We start from the raw sequence: 11914 nt of genomic DNA, 5'->3' as shown, positions 1-11914 counted from the left end.
CGAGTGCGCAAGATGTCGTTTGGCACTATTGTGCTTGTGTGCTTATGTTCTCATATTGGTAAACGATGGTACGTTCCATTCTGCGCAGCGTGAGATTGATCTCCTGGATGCGGTAAAGGACCCGCCACCATAAGGGGAAGCGGGAAAACGCGACCAGCTCACTTGGCTTGAATTCCTTGATCAGTTTAAGCTTTGGTTCAAGCTGCTTGATATCCTGTGGATCATCGAGCCCCCACTTGTAGGTTGCACCCGTACCTCCGACGTTTGAGCCCGCTCTTTTCACAATCCACGGATTGCCGACGTCGAAGATCATCTGACCAGTGGGAAAGTGCGCGACGACCGCATTGAGGAGCGCTTTCACTTCCGTCTCGCTCAGGTAGTGCAACACGCCCTCGGCGATAAGCAGACCGGGTCGATCCTGCGGGACCTCGCTCAACCAGTGCAAATCCTCCAGAGGAGCGCCGATCAGATGGTAGGAGTTCCGTTCAGGAAACAACTGGCGTCGCAAGTCAATCACATCCGGATAATCTACGTCGAACCACTGGACACTGGCTGGCGGGTCGACTCGGAAAACGCGACTATCCATCCCGCAGCCCACGTGGAGCACGATCGCATCCGGATGATCTGTCAGATAGCGGCTCGTGAGCAGATCAAAGGTTGCGGCTCGCGTGGCGATGATAGTACATCCAATCTTGTTCCATATGCTCCACGAGCCCACTCCCTTGTAGTGCTGGCTGATGTCGTAATCAATATGCTGCATGGCTTCTTCTGCCCACGGGTCGCGCAAGATAGGATTCTTCCATTGGCTCTGGAGTGCTCGACCATTCAAGGTCATGAGCATCGTCTCTTTTTCCTTGGTGAAGTGGATCTTCTCAGGGGTCATTGCTTACTCCTTTTTGTAAACTGTGCCTGCGCCTCTGCGATTTTTTTGCGCATTAGTGCTTTCCCTGCTTCGAGGTTTGCCCCTTCTTTTGGCGTGAGCAAGTACTCGCAAAGCTCGGCTACGGTTTCCACTATCTCATCAAAAGATGGCTGGCTCGCCCTATTGGAGTCAGCGGGGGGGGCCTTTGTGCGAGAAGAGAGGGCAGCAAGGATGGAAGGAGTCAGTGCATCCAGGATGAATGCCATAGCTCTCGTGTTGATGTCCTGACGAACGACTCCGACCTCTTGCATGGTCTGGAGATACTCCGGCGTTGGACCAGGATCAGGTGGCCAGGAGATGAAGAAATTGCCTGGCCTGGAGAGATATTTACCAAATGTCTGCTCATCTCGCGTATACATAGCTGTCATCAATGGTAACTGCTTGAGGGAAGTAAGCAGACCCCGATAGACGCTGGCGACCGAGCCTCCCAAAGGATCACTCTCTAGATAGCGATTCCATACTTCCGCATAGATGTTCAATTCCCGTAGCAGAAGGGCTTGTATCAAATCATCCTTTGAGGGAAACAAGAGATAAACCAGCCTGCGGTTTAAGCCGACGGCATCCGCCACATCGCTCATCGTGACTTTATTGTACCCATGCCGAAGCAGCAGTTCAGCCGTCACGTCTAAGATGGCCTGCTCGCGTTCTTTCTCATCAACTCCCATGATTTCTCGCTTTCACAAAATTTGTTCATTTGTTAATATTGTAGACTCGTTTTCGCCTTTTGTAAATCCCACTATCAGATGGCTTATCTTAATGCTCAACTTCACAAGTCGATCGATAGATGTCGTTTGGCCTATAACTCTAATGTGCCGCGTTTAAAAGATAGTCCAATGTATTATAAAAATAGTTCTTTGTGCACTTCTTCTCTCTGTTCGCGGAGTGCTATGCTTGTCTTGCCCGCAAAAATGGGCTGTTACGCAAAATGTACATGAGAAAGAGAAGGATACTTCTATGGCAGATATTATGGGGACGCTCTCAAGACCGTTGCTGGAGCGCAGAATAAAAACGCTGACGCATCTGGTCACGCTGCGATTGGTTACGGGCTACTGCTTGCTGACCATTTCGCTGATGGGTTTGTTTGGATCTAATTGGGATATTCAGTGGCACGCAACTGTTGGTCGCGATCGCACCTTTACTCCTCCACACGATATCATTTTGGCTGGTATCGGATTGCTTGGGCTTCTCGCGCTTACAAGCATCCTGATCGAAACGTTCTGGGCGCGGCAGAATCCGGAGTTGATAGAAAATAGTACCGACTTTCTTGGTGTCTTGCATAGTTCTGTTGGATCGTACTTTGTCGGCTTCGGAGCTGTCTGTGCGGCCGTCGCCTTTCCACTTGATACCTACTGGCATTCGCTGTACGGAGTTGATGTCTCCTTGTGGGCGCCGTTCCATACGATGCTGTATATGGGGGGAATCTTAGGTGTCACAGGGATCACGTATCTATTCCTGTCAACTGTTCATCTTTCGCAGAGCCTGCATCTGCAAAAATCGCTCCGACTGGCGAATGCTGGCGTGATTATCGCGCTGGGATTGTTGCTTTCGCGACTCACTACCTTCATCTTCCCTGCGATTGAACTGAGCCCTGGTGGGATTAATCTGTTTCCATTGCTACTGGGCATATGCGTTGCCCTGGTCTGTACCCTTGCTGTGCGTGTCCTGCGCTGGCCAGGGGTTGCCACGCTGACAATCCTGGTACTGGTTGGGTCCTACCTTCTCCTCAGCGCGCTGATACCACCAGTGATGACATGGTTGGTGCAGGCTGAAAATCAAATGTACCTGCCATCTACGACGGCGCTTCGCTCAATCGTTGTGTCCCTCATCGGACAAAGTCCCTGGCTATTACTTACTGGATTGAGTGTTGATGGCGTGCTTCTCCTGGGCAAGCGTGCACACTGGTCATCAACCAGGCTCAACTGGGGAATCGCGCTTGCGGTGGCATTCAGTACAGCGCTTGTGGCGGCTTTGAAGCTTATCGAGATTGCGGCAGTGTTCTCAGGCGGACAGAGCACAAGTGGTGATCATCATAGCGCTCTTCCATTCTTGATCGCCATCGTGCTGACAATTCCCGGTGCCTTGCTGGGAAGTTGGCTTGGCGCCTTGATCAGTCAGACGCTAGAAACGTTGGAGAGGTAGGAAAATGCGTAAAGTAACACAAATTGTCCTGTTATTATTCGCAGTTGGCTCCCTGATTGCAACTGGAATTGCATTTTATCGCATCGTTCTGGCCTCAACCATTCATGGTGCGCCTGTAAGCTTTGTGAATACTACGGCGGGAGCCTATCATCTCAGGGTCGCCTTTTATGATAATCCCATCAATGCGGGCGACGTCATACCCTTTGCTATCGCTCCCACGGCTGGCACTCAAGGATCACTCAGCTACACGGTCACTGCGACTCCTGGTCCAGGCGTCTCAGGCTCGTTGACACAAAGTGACATGGGCACCTCTCCCAGCGGTTCTTATGGAATTCCTGGAAGCATCACATTTGTCACACGTGGAAATTGGACCTTACATATCATCGCCAGCGGTGCGGCTGGACAGGGACAGGCAGACATTCCCATCACCGCTGTGGCCCCGCCGGTCATACCCACATGGTTAGCCTGGAATATCGGCCTGCTGCCCCTCTATGGCCTACTCATTTTCTGGATCACACAGGCGGTGCGCAGACGCACCGCCCACGTTGAGCTTGCGCTGTAACGTCCTACGACTACTGTTTAATATATTGGGAGGCTCGATGAGCCAGTCCCATGATGCTCAGCATCGGATTGACTCCGCTGGCGGCGGGGAAGACGCTGCCGTCGCAGACAAACAATCCTGTGACGCCGTGGACCTGACAATTTCCGTCGACGACCGATTGCTGCGGATCAATGCCCATCCGATTGGTGCCCATCTGGTGGGCGCTAAACATCACGACGCGATTGGCTCCCAGACCATGGTGTTCCAGTTGTCGATCAAAATCTCGCCATGCCTGCTGGCTGACTGCGTCCTTTTCGTGCCGCTTGAGCTGTGTAGTTCTGGTTTGCAGCGAGACGACTTCGGTGGCTCCGGCAGCCATGTGGATACGGGCTGCTTGTCGTAGCCCGTGTAGGATATGCTGGCGATCGAATGGATCGGTTACGTAGTTGATGACCGGTTCACCATAGCGATCCAGCGTGACTGAGCCTTCTCCTTTATCGCGAGCCAGCACAATGATCGTGCTCAGGTAGGAAGCCTGGAGCATGCGGCTGCGATACGTCCGCGCTGACTGCCAGGGTGTGCCCATGGCAATCATGCCCGGATGCGTTGGAGCTGCCTCTAATTTGTAGCCATAATTTCCATCGAGCTGTCCAAACTCATCGCTGTAGGCGGACTGCATCACGCCCTTCCAGGGATAGATCTTGTCTGGATATACACCTCCGATGGTGGTGGTGGGATGCAGGTGGAGATGTTGTCCAATATGCTTGTTCTCGATGCCTGAGCGTAGCAGTAGCGCGGGTGAGTGGATAGCACCGGCTGCGACGATCACTGTTCTGGCATGGATCGTGACGGTGATATTTTCACCGCTCTGGGGATCACGGATCGTGGCCTTGACGCCGACTGCACGCTGCTGCTTGATCAATATCCGCTCGGCGCTGCAATTGACAATGATCCGTGCGCCATGTTCATAGGCATCCTGTAGATACGTTTTGGTGGTTGACTGTTTGCATCCATAGCGACAGCCAAAGCCACAACTGCCGCAGCGCTGCTCGCAATCGATGGCGTTACGTCGCAGCGTGCCTGCGTGATAGCCTAACGCTTGTGCGCCGTCAAAGAGAAGTTGGTTCTGGCGATTATGCTCGCTATTCTCGCTATTGATGCGCAGGCGTTGCTCGACAGCGGCGAAGCTCTCCTGTAGACCTGCCTCCGTGAAAGCGGCGAGGCCAGAGGATTGCGCCCATTCCTCAAGGATCGCATCAGGAGTTCTGAACGAGGTATCCCAATTGACGACCGTCCCGCCTCCCAGTGTGCTGCCGGCCAGGACGATGATTCCCAGATCTTTGGTCGTGAGCAGCCCGCGTTTGAGATAGAGTTCAGACATGGATTGCGCTTCCTGGAGTGTGAAGTCGGCTTCGCTATGATAGCCTCCCTTTTCTAACACAATCACCTGCTTACCTGCCAGAGCCAATTCGCTGGCCACCACGCCTCCGCCAGCGCCAGAACCTATGACGATCGCATCGCACTCTAATATACTATCTTGCGTGATAGCCAATGGTTGGATCGGACGTTTCATCTGTGGAGCAGGGCTTGGCGGATCATAATCAAGTACCTCCCAATTGGGATTGATACCCTGTTCATCAGGCATGGAGAAGAAGAGGAAGCCTGCCAGCCGCTTGACCGTCTGGAAACCCTGGCGGAACGCTCCCAGAGGGCTCTCTGCCAGAGCCAGGACATATTTTTCCCGCCACTCTTGTTCAAGCTCCGCAAAAGGCTTGAGTTTACCGATTAGCAGCAAGCCTGTCACGGGACTCATCAGAGCCGTAAGCAAGCGTCGAAAGTCGGCCTGAGCCTCTACATTCTCCTGAGCCACCTGCTCGGCGATCAAGCTGGCAAGACGGAGATCGCTCGCAGAGCGTCGATAGTAGTCTTTTTGAAGCTCTGTACTATCAGGAGGAGGATCAAGCTCGGGAAAGAACGTCTCGCAAAATTTTTCGAGCGTATACCATTCGGCTGCTGTCAGCCAGGCGATATTATCCTGTTGTGCTATGGGCGTATTTGAAGATGAGTTGATCGTCATTGATGCATCTCCTTTGAGCGAAAGTGACGACGCCTGTTCAAATTGACTCTAGCACAAGTATAACAGACAAGTTACGCCGTACGCTTGCGTGCAATATGGTAAAGTTAAGGAGTCATCTCCCCAAAGAGATCAAGCGAATTGCCGCGCCGCTACGTGGGTGAGCGTTGACGCCGTAGGCGAACGTTTTTTCATCCCTCTCTGAAACAAACGTATGTGTTTTTAAGCGCTGGCTTGATTGAGTCGTTCGATGGCGGTCTGATCGAGTTTAATCTCGGTAGCCTTGACAATCTCGTTGAGCTGCTTGACCGACGTGGCGCTGACAATTGGCGCTGTGACACTGGGACGTGCAAGCAACCATGCCAGGGAGATCTGAGCTGGTGTGGCCTGATGGTCTTTGGCCACCTCATCAAGAGCATTTAGGATTTGATAGCCACGTGGGTTGAGATAACCTTTGACCATGTGAGAGCGTATGTTCGGAGCGAGATCTTGCTCGGAGCGATACTTCCCGGTTAAAAATCCACTTGCCAGTGCGAAGTAACTGATGACTCCTATGCCATTTTGTTGGCAGATTGCTTCGAGTTGCTGCTCATAGTCGGCGCGGCTATAGAGATTGTAGAGTGGTTGAAGGCTCTCATAACGTGGATATCCATGCTGCTCGCTGACCTGTAAAGCTGAAGTCAGGCGCTCTACAGTGAAATTTGAAGCGCCGATTGTACGAACTTTTCCCTGTTTGATGAGATCTGCATATGTGCTCAGTGTTTCTTCTTGCGGAACAGTCTCATCGTCGCTGTGTGATTGGTAGAGATCGATGTAATCGGTCTGTAGGCGCTGAAGTGAGTTTTCTACCGACTTCAAAATATGTGCTCTGGACAGACCTTTACCGCCGGGACCCATGTCGTTGCCAACCTTGGTTGCAATGATCAGTTGGCTGCGCTTCCCGCGCTGCTTGAGCCATTTTCCTAAAACGGTCTCTGACTCGCCACCTTCGTGACCAGGCACAAAGCGTGTATAAGTGTCTGCTGTATCAATAAAGTTGCCACCGGCGGCGACAAAAGCATCCAGAACCGCGAAAGAAGTTGGCTCATCGGCGGTCCACCCCAGTACATTGCCGCCGAAGCTGAGATTAGATACCTGTAACTGTGAGCGTCCAAGTGTACGATTTTCCATTATATAAAAAAAGCTCCTTCTTATCTCGACTTATTTGTATTTTGCACAGTTTTGTGCAGTACTTTACGTCGTATGAGATAACAAAGAGTTGTAATACAAATATTCCTTTGTATCAGACTTGAAGAGCTTATGCATACGGATCTTCTGACGCCGAAGGTACAGAAAACCGGCATACATAAGCTCTCCCATGCCGCCAGCCGATGAGGCAGGGTGTGCTTTCCGTAGATGGATCAGGTACGACGGCGCGTGCTTGTATATTCTCGACGGCTTGGCACATTCTGGAAGAAGATGACGCGTACGAGTGACACGATCCCCCAGGCGATCAAAGCATAGATCAGCATGGCCAGGATGGTCGAGATTTCAAAGACGCCAGTGCTTCCGATGCTCTGGTCGTTGAAGATACCGTTGAAAATGCCCACAAAAGCATGGCTGAGACTATACAGGAAGCTGATAAAACTGCTGGCTTCATTGGCACCCAGGAGACGGAAGATAAAGCGCAGCCCCAAAACGACTTCCAGGACACCTAACAAGAAGTAGATAATCGATGTGATCCAGTAGCGAGAATTGATCATGCTCTGGCTGAAATCGCGATAGACCTCTTTGCGCTGCTCTACACGATTCCCACTGGGATCTTTATAGGTTTGTCGCTTGCGCTGGACAGATGCTCCACCCTGACTGATATTCTGCTCGGTTACATCCGCATATCCCTCTTGTGGATAATTGCTTTGGTTGGGATACTGTGGATAATTGCCTTGATTGGGATATTGGGGATTATTTTGTCCTTGCGGATCGTATGGTGGATATTGTTGCTGAGACATACTGGCAAGACCTCCTTTGTCAATGATTATAACTGACAAGATGTCAGTCAAGTGCTTCAAGTGTGCTCACGTCCTTGCGTAAATAGTACGTGAATTATGAAGAAGCTCTTATATAATACGAGTGAAGTCAAGAGAAAGTGGCGTGCTCGTATTCCTGATACCTTGAGTATCGATTGGGGCAAGCTTTGCATTTCATGATACCATATATTTCATCAGGCTGGCTTTCTCAATCGTCCTCATTTGGGGGGAGGATTTCACGCAGGATGGACGCTGTCATCCAGTGATTTGCGATCCAGTCCCATATCCTCGAAGCTGACAGGATCTTCTTTGGGCTCTAGATGGGTGAAGACGGTGCATTCGGGGAGTGTACGTCGCACTTCGAGCTCGATTTTTTCGCACATGGAGTGACCCTTCTGGACCGACCAGCTCCCAGGCACGATCACGTGGAAAGAGACGAAACGTCGCGAGCCAGACTCACGGGTACGTAGGGCGTGAAAGTCGATGCCCTGCTCTCGATAGCGATCAAATATGGTGTTGATCTGTGCCAGTTCTTCATGTGGTAGCGCGGTATCCAGGAGTCCCAGGCCGGTCTGGCGCAAGAGCTTAAAACCTGTCCACATCACGTTAATCGCCACCAGGAGTGCCACGATGGGATCGAGGATATCCCAGCCACTTATCACGACAAGAATGATCCCGACAAAGACACCTACCGTGGTATACACATCGGTGAAGAGATGATGGGCATCCGCCTGGAGCGTGACAGAGCGTTGGCGCTTGCCTGCTCGAAGCATAAACCACGCCAGGATACCATTCACGAGTGCGCCCGAGGCAGAAAAGGCTAAACCCAGGCCCGCCTGGTCGATGGCTACTGGATGCATGAGGCGTGGAATTGCCTCGATCGCAATGATGATGGCTGCGACAAGGATCAATGCTCCTTCAACTCCACTGGCAAAATATTCGGATTTGGTATGACCGTAGGCGTGCTCTTCATCGGCAGGTCGGGATGCCAGCGTGAGCGCCCAGAAGCCCACGAGAGCCGCGACGAGGTTGACAATCGACTCTGCGGCATCAGAAAACAGTCCCACCGAGCCGGTTAGAAAGTATCCGATAAATTTCACAACCATCGTGAAGACAGCTGCTGCTATCGACAACCCCATATAAAAGCGCGGCGAGCGTGGTTTCATAACGTTTCCTTTATACATCTTTCTCAAGTAGTATCAGTCTGTTGAGCTTACATCCTGACAGGTCAATACAGTCCAACTATAGTATCATACTTGGTGTATCTCGAAAAGGAGGAATCGATCATATCAGCAGAAAAAATAAAAAAAGAGTGATCGCTATGGCGATCACATCTTTTTACGGCTTTATTTCTGGCGCTTAATTTACGGCTGGCACTGCCATTCTCTCCACGAATAGCCATCACGCACGAAGATCTCATGGGCGGCCTTAGTATTGGCTGTGGCATCATAAGGGGATGCACTGGCCTGTGAGGTACCATACCAGGTGCTTGGATAGAGGATCTGGAATAAGCCAGCTGCATGGCTGTTGCCGATCGCATAAGAATTTGTGGCACTTGGATTCATGCTTGACTCACACATGGCGATCCGCATCGCCTGATCCGCGTAGCTGCCAAAAACCTGACGAATAATACCGGCTGTATCGGAAGCTGCAACCGTCTGTGGTGCTACGAAAGCTACCGGTGTCGCAGTGGGCTGGCTCTTTACAACGGGTTTGACGGCGGGCTTGCTTTTTACAACAGGTTTGTTCTCACTCTGGACTACATGTTTGCTCAATGGTGTGCGTACGGCCATCTTCACTGATGTTATCTGTGCCTGTTGCGCGTCAAGACGAGCCATGGCCGCAAATGACGTCTTCGCATTAAAGCTTATCGATGCGGTCAACAGTATCAAGCTTAAGAGGAAGGCCAAGCTAAGCTTAGCAAATAACGATGATTTCTTTGTGTAGTTTGTCTGGACATTCTGATGTAAACGCAAGTTGTTCTCCTTTTTACTGATCTTATAGACCAATAGCGCATGTGCTTCCACAGATAGTTACAGTAGTACGGAACTAATAAGGAAACTACTGCTATCTATTCACTTCAATGTTGTTGAATGACCTGTCCGAGGTCGTGAGAGGAAACCGTTCGTATTTTGTTGACCTGTGGGGTGATAGCCTCAGGATGATTGCGATCTCACTGATTGTGTTTCAGGCGATCTGCTGTAGTCCTATAATAACACAAGCAGGATGAAACATATTGAAACACTATGAAACATAGCCAGAATGGGCTATGTGATCGTATGAAGCGTCTTCTGGAGCGGATTTACAGCGTGGTATGTATTGTTGTATCTTCTCTTGTCACTGCTATCGCACGTCTTGATCATGTTGCCCTGGCGCGTGACAGCAGTTAGTTTTCTTCAATAGAGAAGTGCATATGAGTATTTGTGAACATTAGCATTGAGTATAAGTAAAACCGTAGTCAGTAGATGGATACTCAAGCATTGGTTTTAAAATTCGATGCCCTTTTGAGCTCGAACTCCCTGGAGCTTATACGGATGCTTGATCTCACGCATCTCTGTGACCAGATCGGCGAACTCAATCAGCTCAGCGGGAGCATCGCGGCCAGTGATGACGATGTGCATGTTGGGATTGCGCTGGCGTAACGTGGAGAGGATCTCTTCAACTTCGATCCAATGATACTTCAGCGTATAAGTAATTTCATCCATAATCACCACATCATAGAGGTTGCTCTCGATCTTCTCGCGGCATTGTCGCCAGCACTCCTGTGCCACAGCTCGATCCTGCTCAATATTCTCGCTCATCCAGGAGAAGCCCTTGCCCAGAGGAATAACCTCCACGCCCATGCGCTGAGCTGCTCGCACTTCTCCCCATTTACCAGTTTTGGCCTTCAAAAATTGCAGCATCACCACACGCAGATCCTGGCCCCAACTGCGCATCAATAGTCCCAGTGCGGCAGTAGTCTTGCCTTTGCCATTCCCTGTGTTGAGGATCACTAATCCTTTACGCTTAATCGTATTGCGAGAACGTGCCAGCGCTTGCTCCTGACGCTTACGCTTGCGTCCCTCGGTACTCGTCTCATCGTACTGCTCAACGGAGTCAGTGCTATTGGTTGTGGATTGTACATTCTGTTCGTCCAAATCGGACCTCCCTGTATAAAAAATTGCTTTATCTTGCGAGAGGTCCAGAGGACCTCTTTAGTTGTTGGAACCCGAGTGAAAAAGTCCCAGCGGTCTTGCAAGGAGTGCATAGCCTAATATCACAGCAAAACATTCCAGGACAACAAAGATACTGAGAACAAGCACGAAGCGTCCGGGCTGCTGAGGACCTCCTCCTTCGCCAAATATTTCTCCGAGTGCTAACATGATTCCCATCACGATCCCTATTAGGATTGCGGGTTTCCAGATGTGCTTGCGTGGATTTAACCAGCTCACAGTCGCATGGATAAAAGACCAGCTAAAAACATTTTCAAGCACCCTATACACAGATGCCAGAGGACTTGTATGTGCTTTTAGCCAGGTATAGATTGCTGCCATATCGTCAATGAGATCCTCGAAAACCCTTTCTGATGGAGACGAGATTGCTCCTCCCACAACCCAAAGTGGGAAAAATAGGAGCATTGCACCAACTCCTACGGTTAAGAGTGCTCCCTGGATGCTTTGACGCCAGCTTTCAGGATAAAAGGCCAATATCAGTAAGCTTATCATAAAAAAGCCCAGAGCTCTGGTCCAGCCAGCATGTAACGATAATATTGCATCTGGCTTTTGGATCTGGTGATAGAGAAGCCAACCTGCCATTACTGTAACAAGAGCTAATCCTCCAGTCAATGCCGCCAGCATATATCCTGCTTGCAGGCCGATCCAGACAGAAGGATGGCGCACCATGGCTATAGTATCAGAGGCTAGTGTGATCAAGATAGATGTGTAAGAAAGGTATATTCCTCTTACAAGGAGTAATTTCTGATTTTCTGCGACTTGTTCTCTACGATAAGGACGAAACGTACGGAGTAGTGAAAGCAAGGCTGTAAATAGTGCAAACTGGACCGCAAATGAGCCAATAGCATCATATGGATCATCAGCAAAAGGATTTACTTGCGCTAAGGTTGATAGATGTTTACTTAGCTGGAAAAACAGATAAAATATCACTGCCACTGTCATATTGAGGCAGGCACCTATTTTCAATGCTTTTGTCATCATTGTATTCTTTTACTCCCTTGTTGCTATCTATCTCTGAAG

11 protein-coding genes are annotated in these 11914 nt (G+C 50.4%); 2 read left to right on the top strand and 9 right to left on the bottom strand.

The features are described from left to right. Window positions 1-25: 25 nt before the first annotated feature. The gene (locus AC27N8_RS07335; protein ID WP_487065481.1) at window positions 26-883 is read right to left on the bottom strand and encodes a class I SAM-dependent methyltransferase; all 858 of its coding nucleotides are present in this window, start codon (window positions 881-883) and stop codon (window positions 26-28) included. Beyond that, window positions 880-1587 carry a TetR/AcrR family transcriptional regulator gene (locus tag AC27N8_RS07330; protein WP_487065479.1) on the bottom strand — a complete coding sequence of 236 codons (708 nt, stop codon included), beginning with the start codon at window positions 1585-1587 and terminating at the stop codon, window positions 880-882. Before AC27N8_RS07330 ends, AC27N8_RS07335 begins: the two co-directional genes overlap by 4 nt. Window positions 1588-1876: 289 nt before the next feature. Here AC27N8_RS07330 and AC27N8_RS07325 point away from each other — a divergent pair, with 289 nt between their 5' ends. Next, a complete protein-coding gene (locus AC27N8_RS07325; protein ID WP_487065477.1) occupies window positions 1877-3061 on the top strand; it encodes a hypothetical protein in 1185 nt (394 codons plus the stop codon). Between the two features lie 4 nt (window positions 3062-3065). Further along, window positions 3066-3623: a hypothetical protein gene (locus AC27N8_RS07320; protein ID WP_487065475.1), complete on the top strand. Its 558-nt coding sequence runs from the start codon at window positions 3066-3068 to the stop codon at window positions 3621-3623. Between the two features lie 10 nt (window positions 3624-3633). Here the strand turns inward: AC27N8_RS07320 and AC27N8_RS07315 are convergent, their stop codons facing one another. The 7 genes from AC27N8_RS07315 to AC27N8_RS07285 all read right to left on the bottom strand — a co-directional run bounded on the left by AC27N8_RS07315 (window position 3634) and on the right by AC27N8_RS07285 (window position 11875). Then, window positions 3634-5679 carry a GMC family oxidoreductase N-terminal domain-containing protein gene (locus tag AC27N8_RS07315; protein ID WP_487065473.1) on the bottom strand — a complete coding sequence of 682 codons (2046 nt, stop codon included), beginning with the start codon at window positions 5677-5679 and terminating at the stop codon, window positions 3634-3636. A 219-nt stretch (window positions 5680-5898) separates the two neighbouring features. Further along, window positions 5899-6846, bottom strand: a complete 948-nt coding sequence (locus tag AC27N8_RS07310) for an aldo/keto reductase (RefSeq protein ID WP_487065471.1) — start codon at window positions 6844-6846, stop codon at window positions 5899-5901. A 230-nt stretch (window positions 6847-7076) separates the two neighbouring features. After that, window positions 7077-7664 carry a hypothetical protein gene (locus tag AC27N8_RS07305; RefSeq protein ID WP_487065469.1) on the bottom strand — a complete coding sequence of 196 codons (588 nt, stop codon included), beginning with the start codon at window positions 7662-7664 and terminating at the stop codon, window positions 7077-7079. A 254-nt stretch (window positions 7665-7918) separates the two neighbouring features. Next, window positions 7919-8848 (bottom strand): cation diffusion facilitator family transporter, encoded by a 930-nt coding sequence (locus AC27N8_RS07300; protein WP_487065467.1) that lies wholly within the window; start codon window positions 8846-8848, stop codon window positions 7919-7921. A gap of 198 nt (window positions 8849-9046) precedes the next feature. After that, window positions 9047-9658, bottom strand: a complete 612-nt coding sequence (locus tag AC27N8_RS07295) for a transglycosylase SLT domain-containing protein (protein WP_487065465.1) — start codon at window positions 9656-9658, stop codon at window positions 9047-9049. Window positions 9659-10168: 510 nt separating this feature from the next. Continuing rightward, on the bottom strand, window positions 10169-10819 hold the full coding sequence (gene cobO, locus AC27N8_RS07290) for a cob(I)yrinic acid a,c-diamide adenosyltransferase (protein ID WP_487065463.1): 651 nt from the start codon (window positions 10817-10819) through the stop codon (window positions 10169-10171). A gap of 57 nt (window positions 10820-10876) precedes the next feature. Further along, window positions 10877-11875 carry a hypothetical protein gene (locus tag AC27N8_RS07285; RefSeq protein WP_487065461.1) on the bottom strand — a complete coding sequence of 333 codons (999 nt, stop codon included), beginning with the start codon at window positions 11873-11875 and terminating at the stop codon, window positions 10877-10879. Window positions 11876-11914: the final 39 nt, after the last annotated feature.

Source organism: Dictyobacter sp. Z7_2 (assembly GCF_057551105.1).
Note: the sequence above shows the minus strand (reverse complement) of the source record. Positions and strands in the feature narration are given on the sequence as shown.

Bases quoted from the DNA above. Each gene is read 5' to 3' on its own strand.
- AC27N8_RS07310 (WP_487065471.1), bottom strand. From the start codon at position 6,846: ATGGAAAATCGTACACTTGGACGCTCACAGTTACAGGTATCTAATCTC.
- AC27N8_RS07335 (WP_487065481.1), bottom strand. From the start codon at position 883: ATGACCCCTGAGAAGATCCACTTCACCAAGGAAAAAGAGACGATGCTC.
- AC27N8_RS07320 (WP_487065475.1), top strand. From the start codon at position 3,066: ATGCGTAAAGTAACACAAATTGTCCTGTTATTATTCGCAGTTGGCTCC.
- AC27N8_RS07315 (WP_487065473.1), bottom strand. From the start codon at position 5,679: ATGACGATCAACTCATCTTCAAATACGCCCATAGCACAACAGGATAAT.
- AC27N8_RS07305 (WP_487065469.1), bottom strand. From the start codon at position 7,664: ATGTCTCAGCAACAATATCCACCATACGATCCGCAAGGACAAAATAAT.
- AC27N8_RS07300 (WP_487065467.1), bottom strand. From the start codon at position 8,848: ATGAAACCACGCTCGCCGCGCTTTTATATGGGGTTGTCGATAGCAGCA.
- AC27N8_RS07330 (WP_487065479.1), bottom strand. From the start codon at position 1,587: ATGGGAGTTGATGAGAAAGAACGCGAGCAGGCCATCTTAGACGTGACG.
- AC27N8_RS07285 (WP_487065461.1), bottom strand. From the start codon at position 11,875: ATGATGACAAAAGCATTGAAAATAGGTGCCTGCCTCAATATGACAGTG.
- AC27N8_RS07325 (WP_487065477.1), top strand. From the start codon at position 1,877: ATGGCAGATATTATGGGGACGCTCTCAAGACCGTTGCTGGAGCGCAGA.